We start from the raw sequence: 20,480 nt of genomic DNA on the forward strand, positions 1-20,480 counted from the left end.
AGGAGGTGATAATCATTGGATGGCTAGATGCGGTTTTTAAAAGAAATAGTGAAGTAGGATTTATGTTTGATGTGGAAATGTTTATTGAGAAAGCCAATAGAGTACACATGAAGCGACTGGCGATTGATACCTGTATATCCTTTTTAGGGAGAACAATTAGTCAGTCAGAATTTAGAGTGAAAAATGGTGAAGAATTTGAAAAGGATGAGCTTTACTACCGATTAAATGTCAGACCGAATAAGAATATGACTGCAAGTACCTTTTGGGAGAGTTTCATTTACAGACTTATTTATGATAATGAAGCTTTGATTATCCAAGTGGATGATGGTGATTTACTTATTGCTGATGACTTTGAACATAACGAATATGCTGTGTTTGAAGATACTTTTACAAATGTCACTGTAAAAGATTATCAGTTTAAGAGAAGTTTTAAACAAAGTGAAGTCATTCATTTAAGATACAGGAATGATAAGTTATCACCTCTTATCGATGGTTTGTTTACTGATTATGGGGATTTATTCGGTAGAATATTAAGTTCTCAAAAACGTAAGAATCAAATTCGCGGAACAGTTGATATGGACATGCTCGCTGCAAAGAGTAAAGAACATCAAGCAAAGCTTCAAGAATTCATTGATAACATGTATAAAGCGATTGGAGAAAAAGACGTTGCTATCATTCCACAGCAACCAGGATTTAAATATGCTGAAACATCGGATGGTGGAAACTCCGGTCAAAGTGTGGAGGAAATCAATAAAGTAACGAACGGTTTCTTAAACCAAGTAGCAATGGCTTTTGGTATTCCAACTGCTTTATTATATGGGGAAATGGCTGATGTAGAGAAGCAAACGAAGAATTACATGCTTTTCACAGTAAAACCTTTGTTAAAAAAGATTTCAGATGAAGCAAACGTTAAATTTTTTGAAAAAGAAGAGTATCTTTCAGGTCAAAAAATTGAAATTAAAGCTGTTTCTTATCAAAGTATATTTGATCTTGCGACAAGTATCGATAAACTCATTTCTTCAAGTGCGTTTACAGGAAATGAAATTCGATTAGAAGTAGGATATGAAGTTTCTGATGATCCTAACTTAAATACACATCATATTACGAAAAACTATACGAAACTAACTGATTCTGAAGGAGGTGAGAATACAAATGACGGTGAAAATTGACGTTAAAGGACCAATAATTTCAAATGATGAAGCTTGGATTTATGATTGGTTTGAAATGGATGCTGCAAGCCCAGGTAAAATTTCAAAAGAACTAACTAATGCCAATGGTGATGATTTAATTGTATCGATTAACAGTACTGGTGGTTATGTACACGAAGGATCAGAAATTTATACAGCATTAAAAAATTATCCTGGTAATGTGGAAGTTCAAATTGTTGGTTTGGCTGCAAGTGCGGCTTCTGTTATTGCGATGGCTGGTGATAAAGTCCGAATTTCACCTACAGCACAAATTATGATTCATAATGCTTCAATGTGGAATGGTGGAGATCATCGTGACATGGAAAAGGCGGCTGAGATGTTAAAAATAACAGATCGAGCAATTGTAAATGCCTATGTTATTAAAAGTGGTAAATCAGAGGAAGAACTACTTAACATGATGGCTGAAGAAACTTGGATGGGTCCGCAACAAGCATTAGAAAACAATTTCGCGGATGAAATCATGTTTATGGAGAATCCAGTTAAAATGACAGCTTCAACGGCTACTGCTGCCATGCTTCCGCAGAAAGTAATCGATGGCTTTAGAAATGGAACTATGAACAAAGGCCAAGGAATCACAAAAGAAGATTTAAATGCAGCATTATCAGGATTAAAAAATGAAATCCTGAATGATTTACAAAACAATATAGAGGAACCAAAGGAGCCGAATCCTAAACCTGTAAAAAACAGTGGGATTAAAGGGCTCCTTTTAAAATTATAAAAAACGGGGGAAACACATAATGGTTATTAAATTTAATAAATCTGAAGCATTTAATAAGGCAAAAGCAAAATTGACGGACACTTTAACTAACGCGGAAAGTACAGAACAAGAACAAACGTCAGCATTTGAAGGTTTCTTTGATGCACTACAAACAGATGTAGCAAATACGGTCCGTGAACAAGTAAATAACGATATGCTTGATCGTTCAATTTTACAGCAACGTGGTCAAAATGTTTTAACTTCAGCAGAAACAAAATTCTTCAATGCAGTTGTTAAAGAAGGTGGATTTACAGATGGCTCAATCCTTCCTGTAACGACTCAAGAGCGTGTGTTTGAAGATTTAGTTACAGAACATCCCTTATTAGCTGAAATTGGTTTGCAAGATTTAGGAGCAGTTACGAAGTTTATTTACTCTGATGCAACGAAGGCGTATGTATGGGGCGAATTATTCGGGGAAATCCGTGGGCAAATTGATGCTATCTTCAAACAAGAAAAAATTGGTCAACTTAAATTAACTGCATTTGCAGCAATTCCAAATGATATGAAGGAACTTGGCCCGGAATGGATTGAACGTTATGTTCGAACTGTTTTAGTAGAAACATATTCTGTCGGTCTAGAATTTGGCTTTATTAATGGTGGCGGATCTGTAGCACATCAACCAGTTGGTTTAATGAAAGATGTAAATCCAGAAACAGGCGCTGTTACTGATAAAAAATCTTCTGGTAAACTAACATTTGCTCCGTCTGATAAAGGGGTAATTGTAGCAGGCGAACTTTATGAAGTAGTAAAAGCTTTATCTGTTGATACAAAAGGGAAATCCAGAAAAGTATTAAATAAAATTGTAATGGTAGTTAACCCGATTGATGCGATTGGCGTACAAGCACGTAATACAATCCAGACCGCAACAGGTCAATGGGTAATGGCATTGCCTTATAATATTAAACCTGTCGAGTGTGAGGAAGTTCCTGTTGGTAAAGCATTATTCTTTGTAAAAGGACAATATATTGCTGCAATCGCAGGTGGATACAAGCTAAAAGAATTTGATCAAACATTAGCTTTCGAAGATGCTACCCTTTATACAATTAAACAATTTGCTAATGGGAAACCGAAAGATAATAAAGCGGCTCTTGTTTACGATTTAGAAATTTCATTTACACCACCTACAGAAACAAAAACTAAATAAAGGGTGAAGTGAATGAGAAACGCAACAATTTCAGATGAAATATTGCAAGAATTTAAAGAGAGGATGCACTTAGGGGATGAGGAAGATGATAACCTAAAACGCATCCTTTTTACGTCTAACAAGGCATTACTTAGGGTTTGTGGGAATTATAATTTAAATAAAGACGAGGAGTTCAAGGAATTAGTCTTTGAACGCTCTCGTTATGTTTATAACGATGCATTAGAGTATTTTGACAAGAATTTTTTAAGGCAGATTAATAGTTTAGGTATTGATAAAGCATTAGAAGAAATTAAGCTGGACGGTGAGTAATATGCGTCCTTTTCAGTATAAAAAATCACTGAATACAGGTGATTTTAGAAATCGAATTAGCATTGAACAGCCTGTAATAATAAAAGATGAATTAAACCAAGTAATCCAAACATCTTGGCAAGAATTAAAGAAAGCCTGGTCAATGATAAAAACGGTGAAAGGTTCCGAGTACATTGAAGCTTCAGCTTCACAAGCTACACGGGTTTATCGTTTTGTGATTCCTTATGCTTCTGATATTACAGAAGAAATGCGAATTAATATGAAAGGTCGTATCTTTGATATTATCGAACCGCCAATGAATGATGATGAAATGTATCAAACATTGACTATTATCGCAAAGGAGCATACTTAATATGAATGATTTTGCGAGTGAGATTGCTAGAGAATTACAAAGATATGCAAATGTTGTGGAAGAGGATATGGAAGCCGCGAAGGAGAAAGCAACAGACAACCTTTTGAATGAATTAAAGCAAAAAAGTCCTAAAAGTAAACGCACCAGCGGACGAAAATATGCAAACGGATGGCGTAAGAAGAGAGATAGTAATGCAATTATCGTTCACAATGCATTGAAACCACAATTAACACATCTTTTAGAAAAAGGACATGCGAAGGTTGGTGGTGGACGTGTACCAGCTAAAGTTCATATCGCTCCAGCGGAAGAAAAAGCGATAAATGAATTTACTGAACTTGTTGAAAGGGCGATTCAACAATGACATTAGGAGAATTAACAAAGATTCTTGAAGCTACAGGTTATCCTGTGGCTTATTCGCATTTCACAGCAACACCAGGTAATCCAGTTCCAGCGCCACCGTATATCTGTTTTCTTGTGGATGTTTCAGCAAATTTAATGGCTGATAACAAGGTGTATCACAAGATAAATGATGTAAATATAGAGCTTTATACAACTAAGAAAGATGTAGTTGCGGAAGCCAAGCTAGAACAAGTCCTAGATGATCACGAGATTCCTTATGACTCGTATGGGACTTTTATTGAATCTGAAAATATGTATCAAAAATTTTATGAAACGAGGTTGATATAAATGAATGAAAATAAAGTAGCATTTGGTTTAAAGAATATCCATTATGCGCTTTTCAATATTAAAGATGGTGTAGTTACATTTAATACACCAATTCCATTACCTGGTGCGGTTGAATTAACGTTTGATCCACGAGGGGATTTAATTGAATTCTACGCTGATGACATGCTTTATTACGCTGCAAGTAATAACCAAGGGTATGATGGAACGCTTTCTATTGCGACTATTCCGGAACAATTTGCAATTGATGCACTAGGAGAGGAATTAGACGAAGAAGATGGTGTGCTAAATGAGTTAGCGGATGCGAAAGGAAAATCATTTGCATTATTATTTGAATTTGATGGCGATGTACGAGCAACTCGACACGTTATGTTTAACTGTTCTGCAAGTCGTCCAACACTTGCATCTAAAACGAAAACAAATTCAGCGGAGCCAAATACAAATGAACTTAAATTTGTATCCAGCCCTATTGATATTAATGGAAAACGTATGGTTAAAACGAAAACTACTACTAAATCAAAAACAGATATTTATAATAATTGGTACAAAAAAGTGTATACAAAAGTACCTGTATTACCAAAAGGAGCGTAAGTAAATGGAAAAGACAATTACAATAGACGGAAAACAGGTCAAATTAAAAGCTAATGCAGCATCGGCCAAGCGATATAAGGCGCAATTTAGACGGGATTTATTTGCCGATATGTTTAAATTAGGAGCTATAGGTACATTCGCTTCGCAAGATGCAACAGAAGGTACTATTGATTTTTCCAACTTAGATTTCGACAAAGTAGATTTTGAAGTTTGTTATGATTTAGTTTGGTTATACGCTAAAACAGCTGATCCTGAAATTCCAGACCCGATGACTTGGTTAGAAGGATTTGATGAGTTTCCTATTTACGATATAATGCCGGAAATTAATGAGATGGTTCAAAAAACAATGGGAGCAAAAAAAAAGTAAAGAAAATTAATGGAGAGCAAGGGGCTTTCGGTGATGAAGAATTAAGCACTGAATTGTTCCTTGCTCTTTGTTATGAAGCAAAGCTCACATATTGGGACTTAGAAGTGATGACGATTGGTGATTGTTTTGATTATATCGCTGAGTATGCTGAAATGAAAAATCCAGGAAAAGAAAAAGTTCGAAAAGCAACTCAAGAAGACTTTAATGCTTTCTAAGAAAAAGGGGTGAGATAATGGCAGGAGGAAAAATTAAAGGAATTACGATTGAAATTGGAGGAAATACGCAGCCGTTACAAAATGCCTTAAAAGACGTGAATAAGCAAAGTGATTCTTTGACTAAAGAGTTAAGAGATGTTGAACGTTTATTAAAGTTTAATCCCGGTAACGTTGAGGCACTTGCTCAAAAGCAACAGTTGCTTACACAACAAATTGAAAAAACTACACAAAAGCTCGATAAATTAAAAGAAGCGGAGCAACAGGTTCAAGAGCAATTTCAAAATGGGAAAATTTCAGAAGAGCAGTATCGCGCATTTAGGCGTGAAATTGAATTTACACAAGGGTCACTTGATGGTCTGAAAAACAAGCTCGGTAATATGAAAGCCGAACAAGAAAATGTAGCAAGTTCAACACGGCAATTAGAAACTTTATTTAGTGCTACAGGAAAAAGTGTTGATGATTTTGCGAGCACATTAGGTAATCGTCTTGTAAATGCAATTAAAAGTGGATCGGCTACAAGTCGACAGTTAGAACAAGCAATTGGTCTTATTGGTCGTGAAGCTTTAGGAACTGAAGCTGATATTGAAAAATTACAACGCGCCCTCCGATCTGTGGATGCCGGAAACTCTATTCAACAAGTACAAAATGAGTTAAGAGATTTACAACAAGAAGCTGGCAGAACCGAGAAGAAGTTTGAAGGTCTAAAAGTGGGATTAGAGAATGTTATCGGTGGATTAGCAGCAGGTGGTGGAATTGCGACAGCTGTTGAAAAAGCACTTGATATGTCAAAATTGAAAACCAAAATTGATATATCTTTTGATGTCCCTGAATCCTCGAAAAAATCAGTAGAAGAAGCAATAAGAGGCGTAACAGCTTATGGAGTGGATGCTGAAGAATCACTTGCTGGTGTACGTAGGCAATGGGCTTTAAATAAAGATATTAGTGATGAAGCGAATGCATCTATCGTTAAAGGTGCAGCAACAATCGCGCAATCCTATGAAGGTATAGATTTTACAGAGTTGATTCAAGAAACCTATGAAATAGGAAATGAATTAGGAATAACGCAAGATAGTGCTCTTGGTATGGTTGATGCCTTGTTAAAAATGGGATTTCCGCCAGAACAGTTAGACATCATTGCTGAATATGGTAGCCAGCTAACCCGTGCAGGCTTTAAAGCTGAGGAAGTCCAAGCAATTATGGAGGCTGGTGTTGAAACTGGTAGTTGGAATATCGATAATCTTTTAGACGGACTGAAAGAAGGTAGGGTCCAATTAACTGAATTCGCACAAGGAGCTGATAAGGCATTAAAAGAAGCGCTTGACGGTTCGGGTATTGCAACTGAACAAATAGAAAAATGGGGAGCATCTGTCGCTAAAGGCGGAAGAGATGGCGCAGCAGCGATGGTAGAAGTAGCTAAAGCTATTGACGGAATAGAAGACCCAGTTAAGAAAAATCAGGTTGGGGTTAAAGTTCTAGCCACTATGTTTGAAGATCAAGGTCAAAATTTAACAAACACTTTAATTGAAGCTTCTAAGAAAACAAAAGATCTTCAACAAAACCAAGACAACTTAAATGAATCTGTTAAAAAATTAGATGCAAATCCAGCTGTAAAGTTCCAAAAAGCGATGGGCGATTTACAAATGGCTCTTGAACCTATACTAGGAGTAATTGCTGATGTTGTTGCTAGTATTGCAGATTGGATTTCTAATAATCCAGAATTAGCAGCGACATTAGCAGCAGTTGCAACGGCTATCGGAGTAATTTCAGGGGCACTTATGGCTATTGCACCAATTGTTGTATCGGTCATGGGGGTATTTGAAATTGGAGCCGCCGCGGCACTAGGTATAGTTGCTATTGTTCCTATTATCATAGCCACTATAGTTGCTCTAGGAGTGGCTATTTATAAAAACTGGGATGATATTAAAAATTGGACAATAGAAGCATGGGATTCTATTAAAGAGTACTTAATAGAGCTTTGGGATGGGATATCCCAATCCTGTAGTGAAGCATGGTCTTCATTTTTAGAAGCAATGCATGAATTTTTTGATCCGATAGGTCAATTTTTTAGTGATTTATGGGAGGGTGTAAAGCAGGCGTGTAGCGATGCATGGAATTCTACTGTTGAATTCTTTTCTGAAGCATGGTCTTCTTTCATAGAAATGATGCGCAGTTTCTTTGATCCGATAGGTGAATTCTTTAGTAGTTTATGGTCTGGCATTGTTGAAACCGCTTCCTCTTGGTGGTCCTCTTTAGTTGAAACGGCGTCTGAATTGTGGGGAACATTAACGCAAGCATGGCAAGAAACATGGGATACAATTCTTACTGTTTTAGATCCAATTATTTCGGCAGTTTCTACCGTTTTAGAAGCTGGTTGGTTGTTAATACAGGCAGGTGCACAAATTGCATGGGCGGCAATCTGTCAATATATTATTCAACCGATTCAGGAAGCTTACGACTGGGTAAGTACACAAATCGGTGAAATGGTCACTTGGCTTGGTACACAATGGGAAATTGCAAAAGCTATGGCACAAATTGCTTGGGGACTATTTAAGCAATATATTATTCAACCTGTTCTAGACACTTGGAACTTAGTAAAAGAAAAGTTCAGTGATTTAGTTTCTTGGCTAAATTCACAATGGGAGACAGTTAAATCATATACATCAGCAGCATGGGGGTTATTTAAACAATATATTATAAAACCTGTACAAGATACTTGGAATTTAGTAAAAGAAAAGTTTAGTGATTTATCCAATTGGATGTTAGGAATTTGGGCGAAAATAAAAGGCTATACACTTGAAGCGTGGAAGATGGTTTATACATACATCGTTGAACCAGTTATTTCAGCTTATAATTCTGCAAAAGAGAAATTCAATGATATGTACAATACAGCACGGGAAAAATTTGATTCTGTTAAGAATGCAGCTCAAGAAAAATTTGAAGCGGCAAAACATTTCATTATAGATCCAATTAAAGATGCAGTTGACAGTATAGAAAAATTCATTGGAAAGATTAAAGGATTCTTTAGTGACTTGAAGTTGAAAATTCCAAAACCAGAAATGCCACCTCTTCCACACTTCAGCTTACAAACAAGCACGAAAAATGTTTTAGGTAAAGATATTACATTTCCGTCAGGAATTAATATTGATTGGCGTGCAAAAGGCGGTATCTTTACTAAACCAACTATCTTTGGAATGAATGGCGGAAACTTGCAAGGTGCAGGAGAAGCGGGGCGAGAAGCAGTGCTTCCTCTGAATAAAAAGACACTTGGAGATATTGGTGCAGGAATTGTGGCAGCTATGCCACGACAACAATTTGCTATGCCGAGAGAAATAAATCAACTAATGGGTGACATGAGCCGTATGATGGCTAGTTCTGTGAGGCAATTATCAGGATTAAAGAGTGTCATGAGTGGTGTGTATGGAAGTATGTCAAATAGTAGACAAGCTATGGCAAGCAGCGTATCAAATCAAGTGATTAATTACGGATCTGGTTCATCTTCTAGTGGTGAAGTTATTCCAATGCTTGGTGGAGATTTAGTTATTGAAGTGCCTGTTAATTTAGAAGGAAGAGACGTGGCACGCGGTACTTATCGCTATACAACCGAGTATCAAGAAAGAGAAGCAAAAAGAAACTCAGCCTTTTAGGTTGGGGTTTCTTTTATTTTATAAAGAAATGAGGTGTTGGCATGAGTTCTTTTACTTTTAACAACCAACGAAAGGAGTACATTCAAATAGAAAAGGGATGGAGTCCACCAACATGGGCACCTTTAAAACGTAATTTCTTAAAAACACCTGGATATCCAGGTGCGAGATTATTAGGAACGGATACTGACCCTCGTCCACTTCCTGTCCCTGTAGGAATTATCGTTCCAGATGGAACAGATTTAGAAACGTTAAAAGAAGAAATAGCAGCATGGTTAATTACAGAAGAAGCAGTTGAGCTAGTATTTGATGCAACTCCTGATCGAACATATTTAGCTATAATTGATGAAGATTTTAATCTTGATGATTTCGTTACGTTAGGTAAAGGTACTTTGAAGTTTATTTGTCCGATGCCTTATAAATTAGGACCTACCCGAACAGTAGAATTTCAAACAGGTGCACTGGGGTTAATGGCAAATGTTCAAAACAAAGGAACCGTTCATTCTAATCCTATTATTGAGATTGACATTAAAAAACCAAACACTTTTTTAGATGTATGGTTCGGTGGGGTATCTTTAAGTGATAGGGATTATTTTCGTATCGGTATGCCACTAAAAACTGTGGAAAAGCCTGTAGAAAGGAATCAACGTATTGTATGGGATGAAATGGCTACCACGGTCGGATGGAGTAAAGTCAGCTCAATGGAAGATGGTGAGCCAGTTGGCGAAATGAAATCAGATAAATATCAATTTTATTGTTCTGATTTTGGTACTGGAACAGGGAAAGGATGGCATGGTGCAGCTGTTAAAAAGAGTATACCTGGTGGTCCAGTACAAGATTTTATTATGCAAGCCTATGTTACTTGTAAGAGTAAAAAAATCAATGAAATGGGACGAGTTGAGATAGCAATACTCGATGAAAATAGTAAGGTACTTTCAAAAATTGCTATGAACGATCTCTATTGGCAAGCCGAACAAAATTTTGGAACGATGGTTATTGGATACGATAATAAGCCAGGGAAAACAGGATTGATTTATGAAAGCGGTGATTATCCGAATACATGGAATCAATATTTTGGTCGATTGTGGATAGCTAGAACAGGAAACGTATGGGAAGCGTATATTTCAAAATTCCTTCCTGGGACAAAAAAAGATGATTCAGAACGTTTCGCACGGTGGACTGATGAAAATAACTATCACATGGAAAAAGCAGCTCAAATACAGATTAGCATTATGCAATGGCAAGATGTACCTCCAGTAGAAGCGATGTCAGTTAGTGATTTAAAGTTTTGGAAAGTAAATTTAAATACGAAAAATACACCGCCTTATATAGTAGATGTTGGCGATAAAGTTGTAATTGATACTGAAAATAGTCATGTAACGATTGAGGGGAAGGATGCAATTAATATTAAGGACATTTTCAGTAATTTTCCTGTCATCAATAAAGGTATGAATACACTAGAAATCATGCCTTCTGATATCGGAACAGCAAAGGTTAAATATAGGGAGCGGTTTAGATGAGAACACCAGGTGGAGTCTTACATATTATTGATTTTAAAACGAGTCAAACCGTTTCAGCTATACAACCAAAAGATTATTGGGATGATAAACGTCATTGGGAAATCAAGAATAATATCGATACTTTAGAGTTTAAAGTATTTGATAATACGAAATATGCCGCAACACTTATGCAACAAAACTTAGTGTTAAAAGAAGTAAGGGATGGGCGTATTGTTCCGTATGTAATCACTGAAGTAGAGAAAGATCCTAATGATAGATCCGTCATTACTTATGCATCAGGTGCATGGATTAATCTTGCTAAAGATGACTATATTCGTCCGCAGAAAATTGAAGGTAAGACAGTAAATGAATTTATGGATATTGCTCTTGTAGGTACAAAATGGAAGCGTGGTAAAACGGAGTATGCTGGATTTCATTCTACGACTATTGATGAATTTATAGATCCATTGAGTTTCTTAAAAAAGATTGCTTCCCTATTTGAACTAGAAATTATATACCGTGTTGAAGTGGTTGGTTCTCGAATTGCAGGTTGGTATGTAGACATGGTGAAAAAAAGAGGAAGAGAAACAGGAAAGGAAGTCACGTTAGGTAAAGATTTAGTTGGAATTAAACGTATTGAAAACTCACAAAACATTTGTACAGCTTTAATTGGCTTTATCAAAAAAGAAGGTGGAGAAGTTCTCACTATCTCAGATATAAATAAAGGTATTCCATATATTGTGGATAACGATGCATTTCAACGTTGGAATGAAAAAGGTAAACACAAATTTGGATTTTATACTCCAGAAACAGAAGAAGATATAACACCAGAACGCTTATTGACTCTTATGAAAATAGAGTTAGCAAAACGTGTGAATACCTCTGTCTCTTATGATGTTCAAGCACAAAGTATAGGGCGTGTATTTGGACTAGCTCACGAGTTAATCAATGAGGGAGATACAATTCGAATTAAAGATATTGGATTCACACCTAAGCTTTATTTAGAAGCAAGGGCAATCGCTGGTGATGAATCACATACTGATCCTTCGCAAGATAAATACGCATTTGGTGATTACCGTGAGATTACAGATCCAAATGAAGAACTACGAAAGATTTACAATCGTATCCTTAGTTCACTAGGTAGTAAGCAAGAACTGATAAATCAGTTAGATAAATTAGTGAAAGATGCAAATGAAACAGCTAATAATGCTAAGAAAGAATCAGAAGTAGCAAAAACACTGGCTGAAAAAGTTCAAGAGAATCTTAAAAATAATACGGTAAATATTATTGAAGCTAAAAATCCACCGACCGATAATCTTATAGTAGGTAAAACATTATGGCGAGATATTAGCAATGGTAAACCTGGTATTTTAAAAGTGTGGAACGGTAAAGGTTGGGAGCTTCTTATTCCTGATGTGGAAACTATCAAGAAAGAAACAATGGAGCAGGTTAATAAGGATATTAAACTTACAAAAGAAGAATTAAATAAAAAAGTGGAAGAAGCGCAAAAAGAAGCTTCGGGACAATTCAAGGAAGTTAAAAATAGTCTCCAAGAAGTTTCGCAAACTATTAAAAATGTACAAAACTCTCAAGGTGAAATTAATAAAACTGTCTCTGAAATGAAACAAACCAACGAAGGTTTTACTAAATCTATTGAATTATTAACAAAAAAAGATGGTGAAATCACTGGAAAGTTAAATACAGTAGAAGAGACTTTTGAAGGTACAAAAAAGTCAATCTCTGAGGTGCAGCAAACAACAAATGCTTTAAAGAAAACTACAACTGAAATTACAGAAAAGGCTGGTCAGATTAGTAAGAAGTTGGAGAGTGTAGAAAAGAAAGTTAATAACGATAAAGCTGGAGGACGTAATCTGTTATTAGATTCAAATGCTAAATACGAAAAAACAGATTATCTAATCAATCCATATTCTCTAACCGAAAATTTCTCTACAGGTGAAGAATATACATTTGTAATTAAAGGTAGCGTTCCGAAGGGGCAGAAGTTCGGGATTTGGCAAAATGGCGGTTCGAATAATGTTGGATATGCAACAAGTGTTTATGCGAATGGAATTACCTATGTAACTTTTAAAGCTGTAGCAGCAACGAGTGGAAATGAAAGGAAGTTGAGTCTGTATAACTTTCCAAGTAACACTACAAAAGCCATTGTAGAATGGGTTGCTTTATATAAAGGTAATAAGCCACAGGATTGGACACCAGCTCCAGAAAATCAAGTAACGAGCGATGAATTCACTAAGAAAACAACCGAGATTGAAAAAAGTGTGGATGGTATTAAAGAAAGTATTAAAACGGTAGAAAAAACACAAATCTTTTTTAATGAACGTGTTAACACTGTAGAAAAGAATGCAGAAGGAACAACTGCAAGTGTTAAGAAATTACAGGAAACACAAACTGAGCAAGGGAAAACATTAACTCAGGCGGCCACAACGATACAGCAACACTCTGAAGCATTGAAATTAACAATGAAAAAGAAAGATGTTGAGGATTATGTAGGCGGTTTAGGTACTGTCAACGAGTTGCGTGATGCTGATTTTAAGTTAGGACAGAAATATTGGTTTTGGAATAGCGGTAATGGGGCTATTGGTTCTGTTGATACGAATTTAAAATACAAAGGTATGAATACATTTGCAATTACCGTTACTGGCCAGACTCAAGATCGTTGGTGGGGACTTACAAGCCAATTCATTGAGTGTCAGGTTAACGAAGAATTTGTTGCATCAGGTTATTTCAATACTGATGGGAAAACACCTATTGATAGTGGTGGTGCATTTATTGAAATTGAATGGTGGACTGGTGACAAAAAAACTCGCATTAAAACAGCTAGAACAAATATCAAGGTTGTAAATCATACATGGGTTCGTGCTGTATGTTCAGATAAAGCGCCAGCCAATGCATCGTTTGTGAGATGGCGTTATTATGTTACAAGAAATGGGCGTTTATGGTGTACTGCACCTATGTTACAACGTGGCACCATAGCTACAGAATTTTGGTTACATCCGAAAGATCAAACGGATGTTGATAAAATGCTAGAAGATATAGCTAATAGAGTAGCTACTGAGAAATACAATCAGAAAGTTACAGAGTTAGAAAGAAGTATTGGCGCAAATGAAAAAGGTATTACAATCGTTTCTAGAAAACAAGAAACGTTTATAAATGAGACTTATAATGCCTATGCAAGGAAAACGGAATCTAGGTTAGAAGTTTTAGATGAAGGGATTTTAGCGCAGATTTTAAAGGACGGAATTGTCACTGCCATCAATATGTCCCCAGGGAAAATTACAATCAATGCTGCAAAACTGGATATTAATGCAGATACAATGGTCAAATGGCTAACAGCAAAAGGTATTGATACGAATCTTATTAGAATTAACGGTGATAAGATAACCATTGATAAAGATGGTGTAACTGTTAAAATGCTAGATTTTCTATTCCAAGACGAATGGGGAACAAAAACAACTGCGGTATCAAGACGAAACCTAATAGCAGATCCTGACTTTTCTAGTGTTACAAAGAAAAACATTGGACATAACGATTATTATGGATTTGAAGGTGGATATGGTCTTACTTGGAAGTCGTGGGGCAATGTAGTAATAGAAAAGAATACGCATATATTCGATTACGAACAAATGGTGAATGCTGCAAGGGTAGATATGTATAACTATCCGGAAACGATCGTGAATAATGGCATACATCCCGGAAATGAATACACAGTATCTGCTCACTTTAGAGCATCTATGATAAATGGTGTACGTAAAACAGGGAAACCACGTTTGCATGTATGTTGTGTTAAATTCCGAGACAATGTAAGTTACGATATATGGAATGAACAAAAAATGGACTTTCCTGAGCCGTCTACATTTTATGGAGAAATCAGAAGATATTCATTTACCTTCAAAGTGCCGAAAAACTATATCCCGCAACAACACGCATTGATTATTAAAGTTTGCTCTGGAAGTGCTGACATGAGACAAGGGACAGCGATTTGTGTAAGTGGTGTAACGCTATACAGTGGCAAATATGCATCTATGTATAATTGGGATCGTGCTGCAGCAGAAAGAGCAGATGGCATTCAGCCGTTTAACGCACTTGCTGTAGGCGGTGTGAATAACAATATATCTCCAGCACCAGACGGACAAACGTTTGATATAAGTACTGAAAAAGAAGTTAAAATCTTTAGGAATATACGAGCAATGCAGGGAGTTAACTTAGGTGGCGGTGGGTTCCAACAGTGGGGGCATATTCGTTTTACAGACGGTAATGCTGGAGCGGGTTTTTATGCGAGTACTCCAAGTGGTTGGAAATTTAATGCACTTGGATAGAAAGGAGAAGTAAGAATGAATGAGAATCAAATGATGCCACTTCAAGCAGGTGGAAGCTTTCCTTTTATGGGTAGGCTGGTGGAGGCAGAGCGCGCAGAGACAGGGGTTTTTGTTCAAATACCTGCTGATATGTTAAATAATGCAGGTATTCTAAAAGGTACTAGCAGGGTTGAAGTATGGAGAGAGATGGATGGGACGATAAGGTTTCGAATTGCTACACTGTGTGAAATATGTAAACGCGGAGCGCGTTTGTACCCACTGGATATGGGATTTGCGAAAAAGAACATTTGTTTAGAGTGTTATGCATCACTTACAGGGAATTACCCATCTCAAGAACCGCCAACACCAACTAATGAAAATAACACACAAACAGAGCAGGAGCAGCAATAGCTGGTCTTTTTTATTTTGAACAAAATACGGCTTTTGTATGGAAATTCCTACGATGTATTCACCAGGAATAAGGTTGTCTCATATCATATAAAGATTGCTTTATTAAGATGATAAAAGGATGTGAATGTATTGGAAGATGTATATGTAAAAATCGATAGTTTAAAAGCAGAACAAAAAGAAATTATGCGTGATATTCGTAATTTAGAAACTCGCACAACAATTAATGAGAAAGACATCGCTACAATTAATAAGCAATTAGAAAAGATTAGTATGAATACAACTTGGATTTTACGAATTATTATTAGCGCAATCACAATGTCGGTTTTGGGTTTAATATTAAAAGGAATGATATAAAACCTTAAAATAAAAGTACTTATTGAAAGAGGGACAAGCGTCTCTCTTTTTTATTGTAAATAAGGAGATGAAAAGATGGATCGTATTGATGTATTAATGAAAACATTTATTGCTACATTCGGTGGCTTTTGTGGGTATTTCTTGGGAGGATGGGATGCAACATTGAAAATCTTAGTAACGATGGCGGTTATTGATTATCTAACTGGCATGATTGCAGCAGGTTATAACGGAGAATTAAAAAGTAAAGTTGGTTTCAAAGGCATCGCCAAAAAGGTGGTGCTTTTTCTTTTGGTCGGAGCGGCAGCTCAATTAGATGCAGCGTTAGGGAGTAATAGTGCTATTCGTGAAGCAACAATTTTCTTCTTCATGGGTAATGAATTACTTTCACTGTTAGAAAATGCCGGACGAATGGGTATTCCGCTTCCGCAAGCTTTAACAAATGCAGTTGAGATTTTAGGCGGTAAACAAAAACAAGAAGGTAGAAAAGGAGATGTTAAGTAATGGGACAAATTATTGATATTTCAAAATGGAATGGTGACATTAACTGGCCAATAGCAAAGCAATACATTGATTTCATCATCGCTCGTGTACAAGATGGTTCAAATTATGTAGATCCATTGTATAAAGGATATGTACAAGCCATGAAGCAACATGGTATTCCTTTTGGTAACTATGCATTCTGTCGTTTCGTTTCTGAAAATGATGCAAGAATAGAAGCTCGTGACTTCTGGAACCGTGGAGACAAGAGCGCGACAGTATGGGTTGCAGATGTTGAAGTAAAAACAATGAATGATATGAGAGCGGGCACACAAGCATTTATTGATGAACTACGCCGATTAGGTGCTCAGAAAGTCGGTTTATACGTTGGTCATCATATGTATGCTCCGTTTGGTATGGCAAATGTAAAATCTGACTTTGTTTGGATTCCTCGTTATGGCGGTAATAAGCCAGCTTATCCATGCGATATTTGGCAATACACAGAGACAGGCAATGTACCTGGTATCGGTAAGTGTGATTTGAACCAATTGATTGGCAGTAAATCATTATCTTGGTTTACAGGAGAAAAACAACCAGAACAAGCTATTGCCAATGGCGGCTATCAATATGTTAAATCTGGTGGTTTTGGTATTTCATTAGTTCAGGAAGTCGTAAACGCTATGAATGAGCGTGGAACAAAAGGGAAGGTTGTCTCTGATCCATTAACTGGTTTAGCGTACTTACAAACTGAAGTACTACCTAATGGCGAACTTGATATGATTACAGCTTGGATGGATGAAAGAAACTGGTGGTACGAGTACATTAAAAAATAAAACAAAAGAATAGTTTTATGAACAAAAATTATTATCTGGTTCTATATGTAGATAACTATATATTGATTTTCATCTATATAAATGTTAGTGTAAATATACACCGTTTCTTATTTATCTATGAGTACTGTCTGTAGAACGAATAGAATAATTTGAAAAAGATCCTCTTTTGCACCTATATGCAGAAGGGGATCTTAATTTTTATGAGATTTAAAATTTACTTTTAGATAACGCTTTAAGTACTGGCTTTACAATTAAACCTATTAAACGAAAAATTTTAAATATAGAGCGTACAACCTTCATGAAGATGCTCCCCTTAAATTAAAGGACATATCTTATTCCTTTATTTCTTTTATTGCGTTTAGTGAATCTTTAAAGTATGCCAAACCATCCATTACAGATTGTTCATACCCTTTAACCTTTTCTTTATCCTTTTCGTCTAAGCCTGAAAACATGCCGGCTACTGCCTTTTGATATACTGTTAAGGAATCTATCAGTCCGATTTGTAAATCTGTGTACTCCTTAGGTGGGTGAAGAGATTTTATCTTGTCAGCCTCTACTTGTACTTTATCATACTGCGCTTTTAATTCGTCTTTATTTGTCAATAGTGTTTTATCTTTTTCAATTATTGGTTTCGTTGCGCGTAATTCAGATTCAAACTTATTAGCAAGTTTATACACTGTCTCTTGATACTCTTTTATAGTACTGAATCTCGTATTGTCTTCTATCTTGTCTTCCTTTTTAATTACATCTTTCTCTTTACTTACTTCTTTTTTACTAGCATCTTCATCTTGTATTTTCTTCTCTAACTCGTCTTTCTCTTTACTTATTTTTTCTTTACTAGCTTTTTCATCTTGTATCTTCTTTTCTAACTCGTCCTTTTCTTTATGTAGTTTATCTACTTCTTCATTTAACGATTTTATAACATCCTTATCAGATCTTGTTTCAGTTTTCTTTTCTGACTCTGCTACTTGTAAGTTATCAGTTTTCTTTTCTTTTTCTATGTCATTATTTGAACAACCTATCGCTGATAACATAATTGGAAGTGCTAGACATATTAGTTTCTTGTTTTTCATTTCTCCTACCCCTTTACTTCTTATTTTGTAGATTCCCTTTATACTCTATTGTTTACGTTTTTATACAGCTTACTTGCTTCTTTAGCGTTTCCTTGCTTTCATTACTACTTCACTTTCTAATTCCATCATTTCAAATGTATCACCGTTAAAGGATAATACTTTGAATTCCGCATATGGTGGTAAGTCTATACCTTCTTTCTCTGAGCCATGCTCTATAAACTTCTTATACTTGAAGGTAATTTCTTTCTTAATCCCGTCATACTTCCATTCACCTATCATATGAGTTTGATTACGCTCTTCCTTGTTTTCACTCTCATACATGAGGAAAGAACCATCTTTCTTTAAGTCAAAACCTAGATTAAATTCACCATTTCGATATGTACCCCAATCAGCTACTAACTCCTTACCGTTTGCAGAGATATTAACAGTCCCTTCATCAGAGTCTTTCTTTTCTTTCTGTTTCTTATCCATTGCTTTCTGTTTTGCCCCAGGATAATCCGCTTCAAAATCTTCGAATAAGGTTTCCAACAAACGAGGTCCGTAGTTTACATCATTCATACCTTTTTCTAGTACTTCTTTTAGTCTTACAGTACCAATTCTACCGTCGCCGAACTTTCTAATATCTTCTTCTACTCTATTTAATCCTTCTCTACTCTTTGTTACAGCTTCTTTAATTAGGTACTCCTGCTGCTCTTCATACTTTTTCGGTGCATTCATGCTTTCTAAATCATCCAATACAAGTCTCGTATCCGTAATAGCATCTATTGTAGGCTTTGTAATTGATTCACCATCTTCCATCATTGATTTAGCTTTTGCTTTTATACTATCTATTTCTTGTTGTAAGTCTAAACGTAACTCAAATGCACGATTGACATATTCTTTTTCGGATAATTTATTTGTACTCTTTTCTTTCTTATCTATATTATCTGTAGGAAAACCTTCTGTATCGTCTTTATCAGAGGATTGTTTGTCTGTATCTGTTTTCGTTTCTTTACTGTATGAGTCTAATTGTATGTCTTTTTTCGGTGTAGACTTTTTTTTCGTTTCTTCTTGCTTAGCCGTAATAGTTGCTAATGCACCTCTTAGTTGTTTTTCAATATCTTCATCACTATAATGCATTTTTTTCATATCTTCTATCATTTTATCTGCTTTAAACTCTTTGTCTACCTGTCTAAACTCTGATTGAGTAAGTCCATATGTCTCTGTTGTACAAGCTGATAATAACATGATAGGTAAAGCTAACGTTATAAGTCTTTTTGCTTTCATTATGAATCCCCCTTGATAACTAAAGCCTTCTTATTTCAATGTTTTTATTGCTTCTATAAACTTGTTTGAAGCCTCGTTCGTTAGGTTTAATCCTCTCATAAACTCTTCGCTTGCTATGTTGTCTATGCTAGTATATTGAATACTAATTGCATCTTGCATAGTCTTCATTGAGTCTAAAATAAGTTTATGAGTTTCTTCTTGTTTATAGGCTGGGTCATGACTTGGTTTCAAGTTATCATACTTCTTTGTTACGTCTCTTAAGTATAATAGTGCGTTTTTATAACTATCTTTTGAAACACTTAAAGTGCTATCTTTAGCAACTATCGTAGACAGGTCATTCATGGCGCTTTCTAGTTCTTTGTTTAAGTCAAGTACAGAAGCTTTATAATCTACTGCTACTTGCATTTGGTTCTCCTTAACTGGAGTTTCCTTCGTTGAATCCTCTTTAATTGTAGTTTCTTTCGCTGTACTATCTTTAGGGTGGTCTTTAGACATATCACAACCTACCCCTAATAACATGATTGGAAGTGCTAAACATATTAGTTTCTTTGGTATCATTGTGTATACTCCTTTTTAAAATTATTGTAATTAATTAACATATGGAACCATACCATAAATTACATAAATAAGATATATAAATTTTTGTCTTTAAGAAAAATTTTTGAGTGTTTTACCGATATGAAAACATGTATTACGGTTTAGAGAATCTCATATCATATGCTTTTTAAAAATTTCTCCCTTATCCCATCCTCAGTGTTTGGGATTTTTTATGCTTATAAAGGTTGAGGAACAAAATAGAAATTGACTACACAATTAATGTAATACCGTGAAATTTGTTTATTGTATTAATGAAGAGTTCGATAAACATGCTTGGAAATGAAAATAAATTTACAGACTGTGAAATGAATATATAATAGAAGAAAAAAGAAATATTTCTATTGTCATTACCCTGTTGGCGTCAACCTCATGCGCCTAATGGCCAC

Annotated in this window: 19 protein-coding genes; 16 read left to right on the forward strand and 3 right to left on the reverse strand. The window is 35.7% G+C overall.

The window, feature by feature from the left end; translation table 11 throughout:
- Nucleotides 1–5: 5 nt before the first annotated feature.
- From COK05_RS28010 to COK05_RS28090, 16 genes are all read left to right on the forward strand, one after another.
- On the forward strand, nt 6–1,169 hold the full coding sequence (locus COK05_RS28010) for a phage portal protein (protein WP_440898760.1): 1,164 nt from the start codon (nt 6–8) through the stop codon (nt 1,167–1,169).
- Nucleotides 1,153–1,926 carry a head maturation protease, ClpP-related gene (locus COK05_RS28015; RefSeq protein ID WP_098615131.1) on the forward strand — a complete coding sequence of 258 codons (774 nt, stop codon included), beginning with the start codon at nt 1,153–1,155 and terminating at the stop codon, nt 1,924–1,926. The genes COK05_RS28010 and COK05_RS28015 overlap by 17 nt, the downstream gene beginning before the upstream one ends.
- A 19-nt stretch (nt 1,927–1,945) precedes the next feature.
- Complete coding sequence (locus tag COK05_RS28020) at nt 1,946–3,109, forward strand: phage major capsid protein (RefSeq protein ID WP_098615132.1); 1,164 nt, start codon at nt 1,946–1,948, stop codon at nt 3,107–3,109.
- A gap of 12 nt (nt 3,110–3,121) precedes the next feature.
- A complete protein-coding gene (locus COK05_RS28025; protein WP_098615133.1) occupies nt 3,122–3,418 on the forward strand; it encodes a hypothetical protein in 297 nt (98 codons plus the stop codon).
- Nucleotide 3,419: 1 nt separating this feature from the next.
- Nucleotides 3,420–3,770, forward strand: a complete 351-nt coding sequence (locus COK05_RS28030) for a phage head closure protein (protein ID WP_098615134.1) — start codon at nt 3,420–3,422, stop codon at nt 3,768–3,770.
- Nucleotide 3,771: 1 nt separating this feature from the next.
- Nucleotides 3,772–4,131 carry an HK97 gp10 family phage protein gene (locus tag COK05_RS28035; protein WP_373605411.1) on the forward strand — a complete coding sequence of 120 codons (360 nt, stop codon included), beginning with the start codon at nt 3,772–3,774 and terminating at the stop codon, nt 4,129–4,131.
- A complete protein-coding gene (locus COK05_RS28040) occupies nt 4,128–4,457 on the forward strand; it encodes a hypothetical protein (RefSeq protein WP_098615136.1) in 330 nt (109 codons plus the stop codon). The genes COK05_RS28035 and COK05_RS28040 overlap by 4 nt, the downstream gene beginning before the upstream one ends.
- Complete coding sequence (locus COK05_RS28045) at nt 4,458–5,045, forward strand: major tail protein (RefSeq protein WP_098615137.1); 588 nt, start codon at nt 4,458–4,460, stop codon at nt 5,043–5,045.
- A 4-nt stretch (nt 5,046–5,049) separates the two neighbouring features.
- On the forward strand, nt 5,050–5,412 hold the full coding sequence (locus COK05_RS28050) for a hypothetical protein (protein WP_000415912.1): 363 nt from the start codon (nt 5,050–5,052) through the stop codon (nt 5,410–5,412).
- A 232-nt stretch (nt 5,413–5,644) separates the two neighbouring features.
- The gene (locus COK05_RS28060) at nt 5,645–9,271 is read left to right on the forward strand and encodes a DUF2207 domain-containing protein (protein WP_098615138.1); all 3,627 of its coding nucleotides are present in this window, start codon (nt 5,645–5,647) and stop codon (nt 9,269–9,271) included.
- Nucleotides 9,272–9,312: 41 nt separating this feature from the next.
- Entirely contained in the window at nt 9,313–10,788 is a 1,476-nt protein-coding gene (locus COK05_RS28065) for a distal tail protein Dit (RefSeq protein WP_098615139.1), read from the forward strand.
- A complete protein-coding gene (locus COK05_RS28070; protein ID WP_098615140.1) occupies nt 10,785–15,104 on the forward strand; it encodes a phage tail spike protein in 4,320 nt (1,439 codons plus the stop codon). Before COK05_RS28065 ends, COK05_RS28070 begins: the two co-directional genes overlap by 4 nt.
- Before the next feature lie 15 nt (nt 15,105–15,119).
- Nucleotides 15,120–15,494, forward strand: coding sequence for a hypothetical protein (locus COK05_RS28075; RefSeq protein WP_098615141.1), 375 nt, complete (start codon nt 15,120–15,122; stop codon nt 15,492–15,494).
- A gap of 129 nt (nt 15,495–15,623) precedes the next feature.
- Nucleotides 15,624–15,848 (forward strand): hypothetical protein, encoded by a 225-nt coding sequence (locus COK05_RS28080; protein ID WP_000390479.1) that lies wholly within the window; start codon nt 15,624–15,626, stop codon nt 15,846–15,848.
- Between the two features lie 75 nt (nt 15,849–15,923).
- On the forward strand, nt 15,924–16,349 hold the full coding sequence (locus COK05_RS28085) for a phage holin family protein (RefSeq protein ID WP_098615142.1): 426 nt from the start codon (nt 15,924–15,926) through the stop codon (nt 16,347–16,349).
- The gene (locus COK05_RS28090; RefSeq protein ID WP_098615143.1) at nt 16,349–17,158 is read left to right on the forward strand and encodes a GH25 family lysozyme; all 810 of its coding nucleotides are present in this window, start codon (nt 16,349–16,351) and stop codon (nt 17,156–17,158) included. Before COK05_RS28085 ends, COK05_RS28090 begins: the two co-directional genes overlap by 1 nt.
- Before the next feature lie 332 nt (nt 17,159–17,490).
- On the opposite strand, the gene COK05_RS28095 is transcribed toward COK05_RS28090, so the two are convergent.
- The 3 genes from COK05_RS28095 to COK05_RS28105 form a co-directional block, all read right to left on the reverse strand.
- Nucleotides 17,491–18,231 carry a DUF7018 domain-containing (lipo)protein gene (locus COK05_RS28095; protein ID WP_098615144.1) on the reverse strand — a complete coding sequence of 247 codons (741 nt, stop codon included), beginning with the start codon at nt 18,229–18,231 and terminating at the stop codon, nt 17,491–17,493.
- 81 nt (nt 18,232–18,312) lie between these two features.
- Nucleotides 18,313–19,497: a DUF3994 domain-containing protein gene (locus COK05_RS28100; RefSeq protein ID WP_098615145.1), complete on the reverse strand. Its 1,185-nt coding sequence runs from the start codon at nt 19,495–19,497 to the stop codon at nt 18,313–18,315.
- A 30-nt stretch (nt 19,498–19,527) separates the two neighbouring features.
- Complete coding sequence (locus COK05_RS28105; RefSeq protein WP_255290361.1) at nt 19,528–19,992, reverse strand: hypothetical protein; 465 nt, start codon at nt 19,990–19,992, stop codon at nt 19,528–19,530.
- Nucleotides 19,993–20,480: the final 488 nt, after the last annotated feature.

This window comes from Bacillus cereus, from assembly GCF_002567495.1.
Lineage (GTDB): Bacteria > Bacillota > Bacilli > Bacillales > Bacillaceae_G > Bacillus_A > Bacillus_A cereus_AQ.